General features: G+C 74.2%; 15 protein-coding genes. 11 read left to right on the top strand and 4 right to left on the bottom strand.

Annotation, left to right across the window (positions count from 1 at the left end; all coding sequences use genetic code 11):
• A complete protein-coding gene (gene hisS / locus Q0840_RS06675) occupies positions 1–1,425 on the top strand; it encodes a histidine--tRNA ligase (RefSeq protein ID WP_298457826.1) in 1,425 nt (474 codons plus the stop codon).
• A gap of 92 nt (positions 1,426–1,517) precedes the next feature.
• Positions 1,518–2,603, top strand: coding sequence for an Rv2578c family radical SAM protein (locus Q0840_RS06670; protein WP_298457824.1), 1,086 nt, complete (start codon positions 1,518–1,520; stop codon positions 2,601–2,603).
• 36 nt (positions 2,604–2,639) lie between these two features.
• On the opposite strand, the gene Q0840_RS06665 is transcribed toward Q0840_RS06670, so the two are convergent.
• Positions 2,640–3,107, bottom strand: coding sequence for a PPOX class F420-dependent oxidoreductase (locus Q0840_RS06665; protein WP_298457822.1), 468 nt, complete (start codon positions 3,105–3,107; stop codon positions 2,640–2,642).
• A gap of 135 nt (positions 3,108–3,242) precedes the next feature.
• Between Q0840_RS06665 and aspS the strand changes: the two genes are divergently transcribed.
• Both aspS and Q0840_RS06655 read left to right on the top strand, forming a co-directional pair.
• The gene (gene aspS, locus Q0840_RS06660) at positions 3,243–5,120 is read left to right on the top strand and encodes an aspartate--tRNA ligase (protein WP_298457819.1); all 1,878 of its coding nucleotides are present in this window, start codon (positions 3,243–3,245) and stop codon (positions 5,118–5,120) included.
• Positions 5,117–5,881 (top strand): GNAT family N-acetyltransferase, encoded by a 765-nt coding sequence (locus Q0840_RS06655; RefSeq protein ID WP_298457816.1) that lies wholly within the window; start codon positions 5,117–5,119, stop codon positions 5,879–5,881. The genes aspS and Q0840_RS06655 overlap by 4 nt, the downstream gene beginning before the upstream one ends.
• Before the next feature lie 134 nt (positions 5,882–6,015).
• Here the strand turns inward: Q0840_RS06655 and Q0840_RS06650 are convergent, their stop codons facing one another.
• From Q0840_RS06650 to Q0840_RS06640, 3 genes are all read right to left on the bottom strand, one after another.
• A complete protein-coding gene (locus Q0840_RS06650; RefSeq protein ID WP_298457813.1) occupies positions 6,016–6,636 on the bottom strand; it encodes an FMN reductase in 621 nt (206 codons plus the stop codon).
• 54 nt (positions 6,637–6,690) lie between these two features.
• A complete protein-coding gene (locus tag Q0840_RS06645) occupies positions 6,691–7,896 on the bottom strand; it encodes an LLM class flavin-dependent oxidoreductase (RefSeq protein WP_298457810.1) in 1,206 nt (401 codons plus the stop codon).
• Positions 7,897–8,025: 129 nt separating this feature from the next.
• Positions 8,026–10,260: an MMPL family transporter gene (locus tag Q0840_RS06640; protein ID WP_367183081.1), complete on the bottom strand. Its 2,235-nt coding sequence runs from the start codon at positions 10,258–10,260 to the stop codon at positions 8,026–8,028.
• A 77-nt stretch (positions 10,261–10,337) separates the two neighbouring features.
• On the opposite strand from Q0840_RS06640, the gene Q0840_RS06635 reads away from it, so the two are divergent.
• From Q0840_RS06635 to mltG, 7 genes are all read left to right on the top strand, one after another.
• Positions 10,338–11,735, top strand: coding sequence for a replication-associated recombination protein A (locus Q0840_RS06635; protein WP_298457803.1), 1,398 nt, complete (start codon positions 10,338–10,340; stop codon positions 11,733–11,735).
• Positions 11,736–11,917: 182 nt separating this feature from the next.
• Positions 11,918–12,544 (top strand): 30S ribosomal protein S4, encoded by a 627-nt coding sequence (rpsD, locus tag Q0840_RS06630; RefSeq protein WP_298457800.1) that lies wholly within the window; start codon positions 11,918–11,920, stop codon positions 12,542–12,544.
• Positions 12,545–12,655: 111 nt separating this feature from the next.
• Positions 12,656–13,021, top strand: coding sequence for a DUF948 domain-containing protein (locus Q0840_RS06625; RefSeq protein ID WP_298457798.1), 366 nt, complete (start codon positions 12,656–12,658; stop codon positions 13,019–13,021).
• On the top strand, positions 13,018–13,509 hold the full coding sequence (locus tag Q0840_RS06620; protein WP_298457796.1) for a hypothetical protein: 492 nt from the start codon (positions 13,018–13,020) through the stop codon (positions 13,507–13,509). The genes Q0840_RS06625 and Q0840_RS06620 overlap by 4 nt, the downstream gene beginning before the upstream one ends.
• A gap of 116 nt (positions 13,510–13,625) precedes the next feature.
• Complete coding sequence (alaS, locus tag Q0840_RS06615) at positions 13,626–16,316, top strand: alanine--tRNA ligase (protein WP_298457794.1); 2,691 nt, start codon at positions 13,626–13,628, stop codon at positions 16,314–16,316.
• Position 16,317: 1 nt separating this feature from the next.
• Positions 16,318–16,902: a Holliday junction resolvase RuvX gene (ruvX, locus tag Q0840_RS06610; RefSeq protein WP_298457792.1), complete on the top strand. Its 585-nt coding sequence runs from the start codon at positions 16,318–16,320 to the stop codon at positions 16,900–16,902.
• Between the two features lie 3 nt (positions 16,903–16,905).
• Complete coding sequence (gene mltG, locus Q0840_RS06605; RefSeq protein WP_298457790.1) at positions 16,906–18,129, top strand: endolytic transglycosylase MltG; 1,224 nt, start codon at positions 16,906–16,908, stop codon at positions 18,127–18,129.
• Positions 18,130–18,139: the final 10 nt, after the last annotated feature.

The raw sequence follows: 18,139 nt of genomic DNA, 5'->3' as shown, positions 1-18,139 counted from the left end.
ATGGCCCGTCCCACCCCCCTGTCCGGATTCCCCGAGTGGCTGCCTGCTGACCGCATCGTCGAGCAGCACGTCCTGGCGGCGCTGCAGCGCACCTTCGAGCTCCACGGGTTCGCCGGGATCGAGACGCGGGCGGTGGAGCCCCTGGACCAGCTGCTGCGCAAGGGCGAGACGTCGAAGGAGGTCTACGTCCTGCGCCGGCTCCAGGAGGACACCCCGTGGACGACCGCCGCCGAGGCCGTCGACGCTGCCCGGGCCGCGGACGACCGTCAGCTCGGCCTGCACTTCGACCTCACCGTGCCGTTCGCCCGGTACGTGCTGGAGAACGCCGGCCACCTCGCCTTCCCGTTCAAGCGGTACCAGGTGCAGAAGGTGTGGCGCGGTGAGCGCCCCCAGGACGGGCGGTTCCGGGAGTTCGTCCAGGCCGACATCGACGTGGTGGGTGCCGGCGAGCTGCCCGGCCACTACGAGGTCGAGCTGCCGCTGGTGATCGCCGAGGCGCTCGGCTCCCTGGCGTCGATCGGGATGCCTCCGGTGCGGATCATGGTCAACAACCGCCGGGTCGCCGAGGGCTTCTACCGGGGGCTCGGCCTGGACGACGTCGACGCCGTCCTGCGCAGCATCGACAAGCTGGACAAGATCGGGCCCGACGCCGTCGCCGAGCTCCTGGTCGCCGAGGCGGCAGCCACGCCCGAGCAGGCCACCGCGTGCCTGGACCTGGCCGCGATCTCCGGTGCCGACACCGGCGTCGTGGACCGCGTGCGTGACCTCGCCGCCCGGCACGGGGTGGTGTCCGACCTGCTGGAGACCGGCCTCGGCGAGCTCCGTGCGCTGGTGGCGGCCGCGGCGCAGCGCGCACCGGGCGTCGTCGTCGCGGACCTGCGGATCGCGCGGGGGCTCGACTACTACACGGGCTCGGTCTACGAGACCGTGCTGGTCGGGCACGAGGGCCTCGGCTCGATCTGCTCCGGCGGGCGCTACGACACCCTCGCGTCGGACGGCGCGACCACGTACCCGGGGGTCGGCCTGTCGGTCGGGGTGTCGCGGCTGGTGTCCCGGCTGCTCTCCGCGGGCCTGGTCCGGGCGTCGAGGTCCGTCCCCAGCGCCGTCGTCGTCGCCGTCACCAGCGAGGACACCCGCGCCGTGTCCGACGCGGTCGCGACGGCGCTGCGAGCCCGGGGGATCCCGGTGGAGGTCGCGCCGACCGCTGCGAAGTTCGGCAAGCAGATCCGGTACGCCGACCGGCGCGGGGTCCCGTTCGTCTGGTTCCCGGGCCTGCCGGCCGGCACCGCCGACGACGGCTCGACGGTCGGGGCCACCGCGGACCAGGTCAAGGACATCCGGTCGGGGGAACAGGTCGAGGCGGATCCGGCGACCTGGGAGCCGCCCGCCGCAGACCGGTGGCCCCAGGTGGTGCCCGCCGTCTGACCCGGTCGACGCGCGGCCTGCGCCGCGCGCGGCCCGAGGCCCTCGCCGGGACGAGCCTTGCGCGGCAGTCGAACATGTGTTCGACTGCGCGGGTGCGATGGGACGGGCAGCGGGTGGCGGGGACCGACGGCGTGCTGCCGGGGCTGACCCTGGCGGGGCTGGTGCGCAGCGTGCGGACACCGGACTTCGCCGGCGTCACGTTCCACGAGGTGGCGTGCAAGAGCGCGCTGAACAAGGTGCCGCCCGCGTCCAGCATGCCGTTCCGGTGGACCGTCAACCCGACGCGCGGCTGCCTGCACGCGTGCACCTACTGCTACGCGCGCCCCACGCACGAGTACCTGGACCTCGACGCCGGGCGCGACTTCGAGACGCAGGTCGTCGTCAAGACGAACGTCGTCGAGGTGCTGCGCGCGGAGCTCGCGCGCCCGTCGTGGCGGCGCGAGCACGTCGCGCTCGGCACCAACACCGACCCGTACCAGCGCCCGGAGGGCCGTTACGGGCTCATGCCGGGCATCATCGAGGCGCTCGCCGGCAGCGGCACGCCGTTCTCCATCCTCACCAAGGGACCGCTGTTGCGCCGGGACCTGCCGCTGCTGCAGCGCGCCGCCGCCGCGGTCCCCGTCGGCATCGGCGTCTCCCTGGCCGTGCTCGACCCGGCCCTGCAGCAGGCGGTGGAGCCGGGGACCCCGCTGCCGCGCGCGCGGCTCGACCTCGTCCGCGCCGTCCGGGACGCCGGCCTGCCCTGCGGGGTGATGGTCGCCCCGGTGCTGCCATGGCTCACCGACACCGTGGAGCACCTGGACGCGCTGCTGGGCGAGCTCGCCGACGCGGGCGCGACCGGGGTCACGGTGCTGCCGCTGCACCTGCGCGGCTCGGTCAAGCCGTGGTACCTCGACTGGCTGGCTCGTGAGCACCCGAGCCTCGTGGGTCGGTACCGGCGGCTGTACGCGACCGGCGCCTACGTGCCCACCCGGTACAGGGACTGGCTGCGCGAGCGCACCGCGCCGCTGCTGCGTGCCCACGGCTTCGACCGCCGGTCCGAGCGGCAGGCCGGGGGCATCCCGCGGCCCGAGGAGGGCTCGTTCCCGACCGGGAGCCTGGTCGGCTGGGGCGCGGACGGGCCGACGGCGCACGTGGGGGCGCTCGAGCCCGGCGGTCTTCAGCCCACGCTGTTCTGAGGCACGGGCCGCCGACCGACCGGCAGCCCGGGATCGTCAGGCGTCGGCGAGGCGGGCGGGGAAGCCGCCGGTCGCGACCGGCCCCCAGGAGTCGATGGTCAGGCGGATGAGCGACTTGTCCTGGCGGCGCATGGCCTCGCGGTACTCGTCCCAGTCCGGGTGCTCACCGGCGATGTTGCGGTAGTACTCGACCAGCGGCTCCACGGCGTCGGGCATGTCGATGACCTCGGCGGTGCCGTCGACCTGCACCCACGCGCCACCGAAGTCGTCGGACAGCACGCACGCGGACGCCCGCGGGTCGCGGCGCAGGTTCACCGCCTTGGCGCGCTCGGGGTACGTCGACACGACGAGCCGGCCGTCGTCGTCCAGGCCGCAGGTCACCGGCGACAGCTGCGGCAGGCCCGAGGCGCGCGTGGTCATCAGGACGGCGTGGTGGCGCGGCCGGACGAACTCGAGCAGCTCGGCGCGCGAGATGCGGTCGGCGGTGGCGATGGTGCGGGCCATGACGGGCTCCTGACGGGACGACGGCGGACGGACCGCGGCCAGTGTGCCGCCTCCGCAGGACCTCCCGCGCGTCGCCACTAGACTCGACCGGGCGCCGACAGCGGCGCGCCGACCCTCCCGGAAGGAACCCACTCCGTGCTCCGCACCCACACCGCCGGCTCGCTGCGAGCCGAGCACACCGGCCAGACCGTCACCCTCACGGGTTGGGTCGACCGGCGCCGCGATCACGGCGGGGTGGCGTTCATCGACCTGCGGGACGCGTCCGGCATCGCGCAGGTGGTCATCCGCGACGAGGCCGTCGCGCACGGCCTGCGCAACGAGTACGTGCTCCAGGTGACCGGTGAGGTGGGACGTCGGCCCGAGGGCAACGAGAACCCGAACCTGCCGACGGGCGAGGTGGAGCTGGTGGCGGCCGACGTCGTCGTGCTCAACGAGTCCGCGCCGCTGCCGTTCCAGGTGTCGTCCGCGCTGGACGAGACGGTCGGCGAGGAGGCGCGGCTGCGCCACCGCTACCTCGACCTGCGCCGGCCCGCACCGGCCGCCGCGCTGCGCCTGCGGGCGAAGGCGAACGCGGCCGCACGGCGGGTGCTGGACGCGCAGGACTTCGTCGAGGTCGAGACCCCGACGCTGACCCGCTCGACGCCCGAGGGGGCGCGGGACTTCGTCGTCCCCGCGCGCCTGGCGCCGGGGTCGTGGTACGCGCTGCCGCAGTCCCCGCAGCTGTTCAAGCAGCTGCTCATGGTCGCCGGGATGGAGCGCTACTACCAGATCGCGCGCTGCTACCGCGACGAGGACTTCCGCGCCGACCGGCAGCCGGAGTTCACCCAGCTCGACGTCGAGATGAGCTTCGTCGAGCAGGACGACGTCATCGCGGTCGCGGAGCAGATCCTCGGATCCCTGTGGGACCTGATCGGCTACACCATCCCGACGCCCATCCCGCGGATGACCTTCGCCGACGCGATGGCGCGCTACGGGTCCGACAAGCCCGACCTGCGCTTCGGCCAGGAGCTGGTCGAGCTCACCGACTACTTCCGCGCGACGCCGTTCCGCGTCTTCCAGGCCCCGTACGTGGGAGCCGTCGTCATGCCCGGTGGCGGTTCGCAGCCGCGCCGCACGTTCGACGCCTGGCAGGACTGGGCCAAGCAGCGTGGCGCCAAGGGGCTGGCCTACGTCACAGTCGGCGAGGACGGCGAGCTGGGCGGGCCCGTGGCCAAGAACCTGTCCGACGCCGAGCGCGCCGGCCTGGTCGAGGCCGTCGGGGCCCAGCCGGGCGACTGCGTCTTCTTCGGTGCGGGAACCGCGTCCGACGCCCGGGCGCTGCTGGGCGCAGCCCGCCTGGAGATCGGTCGCCGCTGCGGGCTGATCGACCCCGAGCAGTGGGCGTTCGTCTGGGTCGTGGACGCGCCCCTGTTCAAGCCCACCGGCGAGGACGACGACGTCGCCGTCGGCGGCGGGTCGTGGACCGCGGTGCACCACGCGTTCACCTCGCCCACCCCCGACTGGATCGACCGGTTCGAGGAGAGCCCGGGGGAGGCCCTGGCGTACGCCTACGACATCGTCTGCAACGGCAACGAGATCGGCGGCGGGTCGATCCGTATCCACCGCCGCGACGTCCAGCAGCGGGTGTTCGAGGTCATGGGCATCGGTGCGGCCGAGGCCCAGGAGAAGTTCGGCTTCCTGCTCGACGCCTTCGCGTTCGGTGCGCCGCCGCACGGCGGCATCGCGTTCGGCTGGGACCGGATCCTGACGCTGCTCACCGGGTCGGACTCCATCCGCGACGTCATCGCGTTCCCGAAGTCGGGCGGCGGGTACGACCCGCTGACCGGCGCGCCGGCGCCGATCACGCCCGAGCAGCGGCGGGAGGCGGGGGTGGACGCCAAGCCCGCCGCCCCCGGCTCCGCGGGGTCGGCGAGGTCGGACGGGTCAGCCGGGCCGGCCGGGTCGGTCGCCACGCAGGGCACCGCCGCGGCCGCGGCCGGCGGCGGATCGGCGGCTGTCGTCCCGCAGCAGTGAGGGTCGTCGACCTCCCTGCCCCGTGGTCCGGGTCGCCGTACCTGCTCGGTGAGCACGCCCCGGCCGATCTGACCGCGGTTCGGTCGGCCGACGACGCACTGCTCGCGGTCGCGGACGGTCCCGGCCGCGGGTGCGGGCTGTTCGGCATCGGGCACCCGGGGACGCTCGCCGGGCTGCTGGCCCGCGCGGTCGACGAGGACGCCGACGCGCTGGCCGGGGCCGGGTACGCCACGCTCGCGCGCGGTGCGCTGGACCAGGTCGACGACGGGGTGCGCGCGGCGCTCGGCTTCGCGGCAGAGGGCTCGGAGTGGGACTGGATGTGGACGCCGCAGCCCCTGACCGGCGACGGCGCGGCGGCCGAGCGACTGCCGCTCGGGCCGGCCACGGTCGACGAGGTCGCCGAGTGCCTGTCCCGCGCACACCCCACCGCCAGCACGGCGCCGGACGACCAGCGCCTGATCGGCTGGTGGGGCACCCGGCAGGACGGCCGCCTCATGGCGGTCGTGGGGGCGGTCCGGCTGGCGCCGGGCCTCCCGCCCCACCTGGTCTCGCTCGGCGTCGACCCCGTCACCCGGGGACAGGGCCTGGCCGGCGCGGTGATGACCGCCGCCGTGCGGGACTGCCTGGCGGTGGTGCCCGACGTCGGACCGCCGATGGTGACCCTGGGCCTGTACGCGAGCAACGACGTCGCCCGGCGGCTCTACACCCGGCTGGGCCTGCGCCTGGAGCACAGCTTCTCGTCCCGCCGCCGCCCGGCCTGACCCGCCCCTCCCCGGCCCACCCCCCACCCCGCACCCGCACTCGCACTCGCCGAGTGCGACGTTGCGGACCGTTCGGCGGGCTCCAGGGGTCTGGAACGTCGCACTCGCCGGGGGGAGGGTGGGAGGGGGGAGGGTCAGCTGCCGAGAAGGTCGGCGAAGGAGGGGGCGTCGGCGAAGGGGTCCGGGGGGCCGTCGTTCCGGCGCGCCGCGACCATCTCGGCCAGCTCGCGCCCCGCGCGGGCGATCCGGGCCGGCAGCGGGCCGGTGTCGTCACCGGCTCCCGCCCAGTCGTCGGTGGCCGCGAACACCGTGGTGGTGGCGACGTCGGCCCGCAGGTAGGTGAACAGCGGACGCATCCCGTACTCCAGCGCGAGCGAGTGCCGCGCCGTGCCGCCGGTGGCCCCGAGCAGCACCGGCATCCCGGTGAGCGAGTCCTTGTCGAGCACGTCGACGAACGACTTGAACAGCCCGGAGTAGGTCGTGGTGAACAGCGGCGAGACCGCGATCACGCCGTCCGCGGCGGTGAGCTGCTCGATGACGCCCGCCAGCGCCCCGCTCGGGAAGCCGGTCAGCATCGCGTTGACGACGTCGTGCGCGAGGTCGCGCAGCTCGACGGTGGTGACCTCGGCCGTGACCCCGCGGTCGGCGAGCTCGAGGACCGTCGCCTGCGCGAGCCGGTCCGCCAGCAGGCGCGTCGAGGACGGTCGGCCCAGGCCGGCGGTGACGACGACCAGGGAACGGGTGGTGGTGCTCATGGCGCGGTCTCGTCCTTCGCAGAGGGTGTGGGTCGGTGCTGGGTGCGGCTGGGCCTACCGGCCGGACGCCGCGCCCGCGGTGGCGGTCGTGCGGGCGCCAGTGGTGGCGTCGTCCTCGGCGGTGCGGCCGGTCCACCGGTCCTGCGCGCCGCCGACGTGCGTGGCACCGGGCGTCCCGGCGGCGGAGCCGGCCGCGGCGACCCGGTCGGCGTGGCTGGGCGGGTCGGCCGGCACGTGCGCCGGTCGCTTGGCCTCCATCTCGCGCCGCAGCACGGGGACGACCTCGCCGCCCAGGATGTCCAGCTGCTCCAGGACGGTCTTGAGCGGGAGCCCGGCGTGGTCCATGAGGAACAGCTGGCGCTGGTAGTCGCCCACGTGCTCGCGCATGGCGGCGTAGCGGTCGATGACCTGCTGCGGGCTGCCGACCGTCAACGGGGTCTGGGCGGTGAACTCCTCCAGCGTCGGGCCGTGCCCGTAGACCGGCGCGACGTCGAAGAACGGCCGGAACTCGCGGACGGCGTCCTGGCTGTTGGGGCGCATGAACACCTGGCCGCCCAGGCCGACGATCGCGGTGTCGGCCGGGCCGTGCCCGTGGTGCTCGTAGCGGCGGCGGTAGTAGCCGACCATCTTCGCGGTGTGCTCGGACGGCCAGAAGATGTTGTTGTGGAAGAAGCCGTCCCCGTAGTAGGCCGCCTGCTCGGCGATCTCGGGGCTGCGGATCGACCCGTGCCACACGAACGGCGGGACGCCGTCGAGCGGGCGCGGGGTGGAGGTGAACCCCTGCAGCGGCGTGCGGAACCGGCCCTGCCAGTCCACGACCTCCTCGTCCCACAGGCGGCGCAGCAGCGCGTAGTTCTCGATCGCGAGGTTCAGGCCCTGGCGGATGTCCTGGCCGAACCACGGGTACACCGGACCGGTGTTGCCGCGGCCCATCATCAGGTCCATCCGGCCGTCGGAGATGACCTGCAGCATCGCGTAGTCCTCGGCGATCTTCACCGGGTCGTTCGTGGTGATCAGCGTGGTCGACGTCGACAGGACGATGCGCGCGGTGCGGGCGGCCAGGTAGCCGAGCATCGTCGTGGGCGACGAGGGCACGAACGGCGGGTTGTGGTGCTCGCCGGTCGCGAACACGTCCAGCCCGACGTCCTCGGTGTGCTGGGCGATGGTCAGCATGGAGCGGACCCGCTCGGTGTCGTCGGGGGTGTGGCCGGTGGTGGGGTCCGTGGTGACGTCCCCGACGGTGAAGATGCCGAACTGCATGGTCGCGCCCCTCGGAGTCGATGCATCTGCATGTACACCGCACCCAACCGCGACCCCCCGGCGGCTATTCCTGGGAGTGGGCCATCGGCGGGCAGGGTGGGCGGAGGGTGGAGGGGGGCCAGGCGCGGCTCAGTGCGTGATGGCGAGCCGGGCGTACAGCCGCTGCATGGACGCCGGGGCCCACCAGTTGCGCCGGCCCAGCAGGGTCATGGTCGCCGGCACCAGCAGCAGCCGGACCAGCGTCGCATCGATGATCACCGCGACGGCCAGCGAGAACCCGACCTCCTTGATCACCAGCAGCTCGCCGAACACGAATCCCGCGAAGACCACCACGATGATCGCCGCGGCCGACGTGATGATCCGCCCGGACCGCTGCAGCCCGAGCCGCACCGACTCGTCGCTGGAGTACCCGGCGTCGTGCAGCTCCTTGATCCGCGAGAGCAGGAAGACCTCGTAGTCCATCGCCAGACCGAACGCGAAGGCGATCACCAGCGCCACGACGTACGTCTCGATCCCGCCGGTGGAGGCGAAGTCCAGCAGGCCGGACAGGTTGCCGTCCTGGAACACCCACACCAGCACGCCCAGCGACGCGGCCAGCGACACGATGTTCGTCAGCAGAGCCTTGACCGGGATGACGACCGACCCGGTCATGAGGAACAGCAGCACGAACGTGGCGAGCACGACGAGCCCGGCCGCCCACGGTGCGCGGTCGGCCAGCGCGGCGACGAAGTCGATCTGGCCGGCTGCCTGCCCGGTCACCCAGGTGGGGAAGCCGGGGTCCAGGTCGCGGATGTCCTGCACGACGCCCTGCGCCTCCTCGCCACCGGCGTCCTCGGCGGTCGTCCGTACGCCGAGCAGGACGCGCGAGCCGATCGGCGTCGGCGGGTCCACCGCGGCGACGCCGTCGACGTCGGCCAGCGCGGTGGCCCACGTGGTGGCCTCCTCGAGCGAGGTCTCGGCGACCACCACCACCGCGGGTGAGGTCGACGCCGGGTAGTCCGCGGCGAGCGCCTGCACGTAGTCGCGCTGCACGGACCCCTCGGGCAGCAGCTCGATGGTCGAGTTGCGCAGCTGCAGGTGCGCCAGCGGCAGCGCGAGCACCACGAGCGCGACCAGCACCCCCACCAGCACGGCCCACGGTCGGCGCTGCACCCGCTCGGCCAGACGCGAGAACGCGCCCTCCTCCGACTGCACGTCGGCGGTGCGCCGCAGCACCGCCCGCAGCCCGGGGACCCGGCTGACCAGTCCGGGCCGCAGCAGCCGGCGGCCGAAGATCGCGAGCATCGCGGGCACCAGGGTGAGCGCGGTGGCGACGGCGATCACGATGACCGCGACCCCGGCGGCGCCGAACGCGCGCAGGATGTCCGGCCGGAACAGCAGCAGCCCCGCGATCGAGATCGCCACGGTGACCGCCGAGAACGCCACGGTACGGCCCGCGGTGGCCATGGTCCTGGCCACCGCGGTGGTCACCGCCGGGTCCCCGTGGCGGCGCCGGCGGGTCGCCCCGGAGCCGACGTCGACGGCGGCGTGCAGCTCCTCGCGGAAGCGCGACACGATGAGCAGCCCGTAGTCGATCGACAGGCCCAGGCCGAGCAGGGTCACCACGTTGACGGTCGACGCGTCGAGGTCCAGCACGTAGGAGAACGCCAGCAGCATGCCCAGGCCGCCGGCGATCGACGCGATCGCCCCGACCATCGGCATGCTCGCGGCCAGCAGCCCGCCGAACACCAGCACCATCACCAGCAGCGCGATCGGCAGCGCGATCGCCTCCCCGGTGGTCAGGTCCTCCTCGACCTGATCGGTGATCGCCTCGACGATCAGGCTCACCCCGCCGACGACGCCGGTCGCGTCCGGCGCGACGTCGGCCAGCTCACCGGCCACCGCGTCCAGGCGGTCGCCCACCTCGCTGAGCGCGCGCTCCTCGGCCGCCTCGGCGAGGCCCGGCTCGAGCTCGACGACGACGAGGAACCCGTCCCCGTCCGCGGCGATCAGCGGCGCCGCCGCCGGGTTCGCCGCGCCCTGGGGGAGCACGAGGGGGTCGATCACCGTGGCGACGCCGTCGATGGCGGCCAGGTCCTCGTGGGCCGGCGCCATCGCCTCGACGAGCCCCGGCGTGGTCGGGTCCACGTGCTCGACCAGCAGCGTGAGCGAGGCGCCCTGGATGGACGCCTCCTCGATGAGGTCGTTGGCGCGCTGGCTCTCCGAGCCCGGGACGGCGGGCTCGCCGCTGGAGAGCCGCTCGAACAGGTTCTCGCCGTGGACACCGACGACGGCCAGTCCGAACCCCAGCAGCGTGAGCACGGCCCAGACGACGACGGAGATCAGGGGGCGCCGGGCGATACCGCGGCCGAGGGTCTCGAACACGCGCGTCAGCATCGCAGGTCGGGCAGGGGCCCGCGCACCCGCCCGGGCATGTCCGCGAGCCTGCGTAGGCTCGCGCCATGGACCTGTTCGACGCCGCCGGCACGACCTCCCAGGGTCTGCCGACGGCCGCCGCCCACGCGCCGCTCGCCGTGCGGATGCGACCGCAGTCGCTCGACGAGGTCGCCGGCCAGGGGCACCTGCTGGTCCCCGGCTCGCCGCTGCGCCGGCTGGTCGAGCCCGCCGACGAGGCCTCGCGCCGGGCGTCGCCGACGTCGGTCGTGCTGTGGGGCCCGCCGGGCACGGGCAAGACGACGCTCGCGTACCTCGTCGCGTCGACGTCCGGCCGGCGGTTCGTCGAGCTGTCGGCGGTCACGGCCGGGGTCAAGGACGTGCGCACCGTGATCGACGAGGCCCGCCGCAGACTCGCGACCGGCGGCGGCGAGACCGTGCTGTTCATCGACGAGGTGCACCGCTTCACCAAGGCGCAGCAGGACGCGCTGCTGCCCAGCGTGGAGAACCGGTGGGTGACCCTGGTGGCCGCGACCACGGAGAACCCCAGCTTCTCGGTCAACTCCCCGCTGCTGTCCCGGTCGCTGCTGCTCACCCTGCGCCCGCTGGCGACGGACGACGTGCGCGAGCTCGTACGTCGCGCGGTGGCCGACGAGCGGGGGCTGGCCGGCTCGGTGGTCGTCGAGCCCGACGCCGAGGACCACCTGCTCCGGCTCGCCGGCGGCGACGCGCGCAAGGCGCTGACCGTCCTGGAGGCGGCGGCCGGTGCGGCGCTGTCCGAGGGTGCGGCACCGTCCGAGGGTGCGGCACCGGCCACGCCGGTGACGCCCGTCGTCGTCGACCTGGCCACCGTCGAGCGCGCGATCGACGTCGCCGCCGTGCGCTACGACCGGGACGGCGACCAGCACTACGACGTGATCAGCGCGTTCATCAAGTCCATGCGCGGCTCCGACGTGGACGCCGCGCTGCACTACCTCGCCCGGATGATCGCCGCGGGGGAGGACCCGCGGTTCATCGCGCGCCGGATCGTCATCGCGGCCGCCGAGGACGTCGGCATGGCCGACCCGAGCGCCCTGCAGACGGCCGTGGCCGCGGCGCAGGCGGTCGCGCTCATCGGCATGCCCGAGGCGCGCATCCTGCTCGCCGAGGCCGTCGTCCACCTCGCGACCGCACCGAAGTCGAACAAGGCGTACCTCGGCATCGACGCGGCGCTCGCGGACGTGCGGGCCGGACGGATCGGCACGGTCCCGGCCCACCTGCGCGACGCCCACTACGCGGGGGCGTCCGGGCACGGGCACGGCCAGGGCTACCGGTACGCGCACGACGAGCCGCACGCCGTCGCACCGCAGCAGTACCTGCCGGACGAGCTCGTCGGCACGCGGTACTACACCCCCACGGACCGCGGCTACGAGCGGTCCGTGGCGGAGCGGCTCGAGCGCGTCCGGGCCATCCTCGACGACCGGTGAGCGTGCGGTAGGGTAGCGGGGTTGTCCACGCGCAGGTCGCCCCCCGGGGTGCCACGTCGAGGACGGCCACCTGGGGCCTCAGCCGCTGCGCGACCTGCGCACCTGGTCGGCCCCACGCCCGCCGGACCCGGTGTCCGACCGCGGGTGTGACGTCACCACCGAACGACAGGAAGAGCACCACTGTGTCCTCTGTGACCCGTGCGCGCCGCCAGGTGCGCCTCTCCCGTGCGCTGGGCCTCGCGCTCACGCCGAAGGCCGTCAAGCACTTCGAGAAGCGGCCCTACCCGCCCGGCGAGCACGGCCGTGCCCGCCGCCGCACCGAGTCCGACTACGCCGTCCGGCTGCGCGAGAAGCAGCGGCTGCGTGCCCAGTACGGGCTGCGCGAGAAGCAGATGGCCCGCGCCTTCGAGGACGCCCGCAAGCACCCGGGTCTGACCGGTGAGGTTCTCGTCGAGACCCTCGAGACCCGGCTGGACGCCCTCGTGCTGCGGTCCGGCTTCGCCCGGACCATCCTGCAGGCCCGCCAGGCCGTCGTGCACCGTCACGTGCTCGTCGACGGCAAGATCGTCGACCGCCCCTCCTTCCGTGTGAAGCCGGGCCAGACGCTGCAGGTCAAGCCCAAGAGCCAGGCCACCGTGCCGTTCCAGGTCGCCGCCGCCGGTGCGCACCGCGACGTCCTGCCGGCCGTCCCGGGCTACCTCGACGTGCAGCTCGAGAAGCTCAGCGCCGTGCTGACCCGCGCCCCCAAGCGCGCCGAGGTCCCGGTGACCTGCGAGGTCCAGCTGGTCGTGGAGTACTACGCCCGCTGATCCCCTGCGCCGCGCGGGGGCACCCGCGCGACCGTCCGGACGGTAGGGTTTCTGGCGGCCCGCCGGGGACGCCCCGACGGATCTGGCCAGACGTGTGGAGAGGTGCGGACCATGTCGCTCGGAGACATCGCAGGACTGATCGCGGCGATCGCGTTCGTGCTGCTCGTGGGCGTGCTCGCGGTGCCCCTGGTCAAGCTCGGGCGGGTGCTGGACGAGGCGCGCTCCTCGGTCAAGGAGATCACCGACCACACCGTGCCGGTCCTCGACGAGACCGCCGCGACCATCGCCTCGACGAACACCCAGCTCGGCAAGGTCGACTCCATCACCACGTCCGCGGCCCAGGTCGGCGAGAACGTGTCCGCCCTCACGTCGCTGTTCGCGGCGACCGTCGGTGAGCCGATGCTCAAGCTCGCCGCGCTGTCCTACGGCGTGCGTCGTGCGGTCGGCGCGGTGCTGCCGGCCCGGGACCCACGATGAGGCGGCTGCTCTGGGTGGGCGTCGGCGCGGCAGCGACCGTCGCGACCCTGCGCAAGGCCCGCGAGGTCACCGAGCGGCACGTGCCGGCCGGTGCCCGTAGCGCGCTCGGCGCGGTGGCCGGGCTCGGGGCGGTGGTCCAGACCGCGCGTGCGGAGTTCGCCACCGCGACCGCGCAGCGCGAGGCCGAGCTTCGGGCCGCCCTGCTCGCCGGCGCCGACCCCGCCCGTGCGCGCAGCACCGTGGACGCCTGGCGGGCCGAGCGGTCCGGTGCGGGGCACGGCACGGCGGGCCGCCGGGCCGCGGACGCCACGCCGGACGCCGTCCGGCCCGGTGCGCCGGCCGGGACGTCGTCGGCCGAGACCTCGACGGCCGGGGCTCCGGCGCCGGGCGGGGCCCCCCGGCCCGGCTCCGCCGCGGCGGCCCGCGCCACCGGCGCGCACCGGGCGCAGGACCCCGAGGACGGGCCCGCCGGCTACTCCTTCTTCTGACGCGTCACCCGAGCGGTTCGTCCGCCCGCACCCGAACCACCCGTCACAGCCCGGCCCGACCGGCCCCGGAGCACCCGGCCACCGGCCGACCCGGCCACCGACCTGCGAGGACACCCATGCGTACCGCCGAGATCCGCCAGCGCTGGCTCGACTACTTCTCCAGCCGGGGCCACGCCGTGGTGCCGTCGGCGTCGCTGGTCTCCGAGGACCCGTCGCTGCTGTTCACCGTCGCCGGCATGGTGCCGTTCATCCCGTACATGGTCGGCGAGCGCACGCCGCCGTGGCCGCGCGCCACCAGCGTGCAGAAGTGCGTGCGGACCCTCGACATCGAGGAGGTCGGCAAGACCACCCGGCACGGCACGTTCTTCCAGATGAACGGCAACTTCTCCTTCGGCGACTACTTCAAGGCCGACGCCATCGCGATGGCGTGGGAGCTCATCACCACCCCGCAGGACGCCGGTGGCTACGGGTTCGACCCCGAGACGGTCTGGGTGACCGTCTACGAGGACGACGACGAGGCGTACGGGCTGTGGCAGACGATCGCCGGCATGCCCACCGAGCGCATCCAGCGGCGCGGCAAGAAGGACAACTACTGGTCGACCGGTCAGCCCGGACCGGCCGGGCCGTGCTCGGAGATCTACATCGACCGCGGCCCGGAGTACGGCGCCGAGGGCGGCCCCGTCGCCGACGAGGACCGGTACCTGGAGATCTGGAACCTCGTCTTCATGCAGTACGAGATCGACGAGGTGAAGAGCAAGGAGGAGTTCCACGTCCGCGGGGAGCTCCAGCAGAAGAACATCGACACCGGCATGGGCCTCGAGCGCGTCGCGTACCTGCTGCAGGGCGTGGACAACATGTACGAGATCGACGAGGTCTTCCCCGTGATCGAGGCGGCGCAGACCCTGTGCGGGCGGCGGTACGGCGCCGACGAGGAGTCCGACGTCCGGATGCGGGTCGTCGCGGACCACGTGCGGTCGGCGCTCATGCTCATCGGCGACGGCGTCACCCCCTCCAACGAGGGGCGCGGGTACGTGCTGCGCCGCCTGCTGCGGCGGGTCGTGCGCGCGATGCGGCTGCTCGGCGTCGAGGAGCCCACCTTCCCGACCTTGTTCGCCGCGTCCCGGGACGCGATGAAGGACTCCTACCCCGAGGTCGAGGCGGACTACCCGCGCATCTCCCGGGTCGCGATCGCGGAGGAGGAGGCGTTCCGGCGCACGCTGGCGTCCGGCACCGCGATCCTGGACACCGCGGTGGCTGCTGCGCGCACGTCGGGCGCCTCGACGCTCAGCGGCGAGCAGGCGTTCACGCTGCACGACACCTACGGCTTCCCGATCGACCTGACCCTGGAGATGGCCGCCGAGCAGGGGGTCAGCGTCGACGAGCCCGCCTTCCGCCGGCTCATGCAGGAGCAGCGCCAGCGCGCCCGCGCGGACGCGCTGGCCAAGAAGGCCGGCCCCGCCGGCGCCGAGGCGTACCGCGCCCTGCAGTCGAACCTCGGCGAGCCCGTGCAGTTCCTGGGCTACACCGAGACCGTGGCCCGGGTCCGGGTCGACGGCCTGCTGGTGGACGGCGTCCCGGAGCCGGTCGCGACCGCGACGCCGTCCGGCCCGCTGGACGTCGAGGTGGTGCTGGACCGGACGCCGTTCTACGCCGAGGCCGGTGGCCAGCTCGCCGACCACGGGACCATCCAGCTCGACTCGGGCGCGACCATCGAGGTCGACGACGTCCAGGCACCGATCAAGGGTCTGTCCGTGCACCGCGGCCGGCTGATCGAGGGCACCGTGGCGCTGGGCGACCCGGGGACCGCGACCATCGACACCGACCGGCGCCGCGCGATCAGCCGCGCGCACACCGCGACGCACATGGTCCACAAGGCGGTCCGCGAGGCGCTCGGCGACACCGCGACCCAGGCGGGGTCGGAGAACGCCCCGCACCGCATCCGGTTCGACTTCCGGCACGGCAGCGGGCTGCCCGCGGGTGCGCTGGGCGAGATCGAGGAGCGGGTCAACACCCGGCTCGCCGACGACCTCGAGGTCACCGAGGCCGTCATGGACATCGAGGCGGCACGTGCCTCGGGCGCGATGGCGCTGTTCGGCGAGAAGTACGGCGACCGCGTGCGCGTGGTGTCCATCGGCGGGGACTGGTCCCGCGAGCTGTGCGCCGGCACCCACGTGGGGCGGTCGGGACAGCTGGGCCTGGTGACCCTGCTCGGGGAGTCGTCGATCGGCTCCGGCGTGCGGCGTGTCGACGCCCTCGTCGGTGACGGCGCGTACGGGTTCCACGCCAAGGAGCACGCGCTGGTCGGTCAGCTCACCGGGCTGCTCAACGTGCGCACCGACGAGCTGCCGGACCGGGTCTCGGCGCTGGTCGGACGCCTGAAGGAGACCGAGAAGGAGCTGGCGTCGCTGCGCCAGGGACGCCTGCTCGCGGTAGCCGGCGCACTGGCCGCCGACCCGGTGACCACGACCGACGGGACCCGGGTCGTGACCCACGACGCGGGCGAGGTGTCGTCGGCCGACGACCTGCGCGCCCTGGCGCTGGACGTGCGCGGTCGCCTCGGGGAGTCGGCGCCGTCGGTCGTCGCGGTCGGCGGCGTCAGCAAGGACCGCCCGCTGGTCGTCGTGGTGACCAACGCCGAGGCGCGCGCGAAGGGGGTCCGCGCCGGTGCGCTGGCCAAGGCGGCGTCCGCCACGCTCGGCGGCGGCGGAGGCGGCAAGGACGACATGGCGCAGGGCGGCGGGACCGACGTCGCCGCGCTGCCCGCGGCGCTGGCCGGCGTCGCCGCCCAGCTCGGCTCGGCGCTCTGACGTGCAGCCCGACGACGGCGACGCGGCGGCGCTGCCCCGCGGGGCGCGGCTCGGCGTGGACGTCGGCTCGGTCCGGGTCGGGCTGGCCGCCAGCGACCCGGACGGGATCGTCGCCACCCCGATCGAGACCGTCCCCCGGGACGCCGCCGGCTGGACCCGGTACCTGAAGGGCCGGGCCGTCGCACCGCTGCCCGGCGACGTGCGGAGGATCGCCGCGGAGGCGACCGAACGGCTCGCCGCAGTGGTCTACGTCGGGCTGCCGCGTCACCTGTCCGGGCAGGAAGGTTCGGCATCTGCCGGTGCACGCGTCTACGCTGGAGCGTTGGCGTCCGCGGTCGCACCCATCCCGGTCCGGCTCGTGGACGAGCGGATGAGCACGGTGTCCGCGCACCAGGCATTGCACGCGTCCGGGCGGTCCGGACGTCGCCACCGCGAGGTCGTCGACCAGGCGGCCGCGGTGGTGATCCTGCAGTCCGCACTCGAGGCGGAGCGCGCCGGGGGGTCGCGAGCGGGGGAGCGGGTCCGGTCGGACCCCGACTCACCGGCACGTGGCGCGGCAGGCGACGGCGAGACGACGGAACGGTAGACAGTGCACAACGAAGAACGCGGCGATCAGCCGGCCGACTGGCAGTGGCCGTCCGTCGACAGCGGTGGCGGCACCGCCGTGGGCGAGATGTTCGGCAGCGAGGCGACCCAGCCGGTCGCCCCTGCCCAGCGCGCTCGCCGGCGCGACGGCGACCGTGAGCGGCTGCGTCGCAAGCGACGTCGTCGGGGCGCGATCGCGATCGTCGTGGCCGCGCTGCTGCTCGTCGGCGGCGGGTTCGCCGTCGTCGCGGTGCTCGGTCCGCTGTTCGACCGGGGCACCCAGGAGGCGCCGTCCGTCGCCGACCACCCCGGCCCCGGGCACGGCGCCGCCCAGGTCGTGGTGAACCCGGGTGACAGCGGTGCGGTGATCGGCCAGACCCTCGAGGCGGCCGGCGTGGTCGCCAGCGTCGGGGCGTTCACCACCGCGTACACCGCGAACCCGGACGCGTCGACGATCGCGCCGGGCACCTACGAGCTCGCGCTGGAGATGAAGGCGTCCGACGCCGTCTCGGCGCTGCTCGACCCGGCACGTCGGGTGTCCTACCGGGTCACCGTCCCCGAGGGGCTGACCGCCGCCCAGACCTACGAGCGGATCTCGGCGGTGACCGCCATCCCGGTCGCCGACCTGCAGGCCGCCGCCGCCGACCCGGCCGCCATCGGGCTGCCGCCGCAGGCCGGCGGCAACGTCGAGGGGTGGCTGTTCCCGGCCACCTACGCCTTCGAGCCCGCCTCGACCGCCACGACGATCCTGGCCGAGATGGTCGCGAAGACCGTGTCGGTCCTGGACGGGCTGGCCGTCCCCGCCGAGGAACGCCAGCGGGTCCTGACCATCGCCTCCGTGGCCGAGAAGGAGGTCGCGTTCGCCGAGGAGTACCCCAAGGTCGCCCGCGTCATCGAGAACCGGCTCGAGCGCGAGATCCCGCTCGGCATGGACACCATCAACGCGTACGGCCTCGGCAAGCCCGCGATCGAGCTCGTCGGGTCCGACTTCGACATCGACAACCCGTACAACTCCCGCATGCACCTGGGCCTGCCGCCGACGCCGATCTCCAACCCGGGTGAGGCGTCGATCGCGGGGGCGATGAACCCCGCCGACGGCGACTGGGTCTACTTCATCACCGTGGACCTGGACACCGGCGAGACCATCTTCACCGACTCCTACGACGAGTTCCTCGCCGGCAAGGCGCGGTACCAGGAGTGGTTGGCCGCGAACGGCACGGACAGCTGAGCCGGGCGGC

The sequence above is a fragment of the uncultured Cellulomonas sp. genome (assembly GCF_947494015.1).
In the GTDB taxonomy this organism is placed as follows: domain Bacteria; phylum Actinomycetota; class Actinomycetes; order Actinomycetales; family Cellulomonadaceae; genus Pengzhenrongella.
Note: the sequence above shows the minus strand (reverse complement) of the source record. Positions and strands in the feature narration are given on the sequence as shown.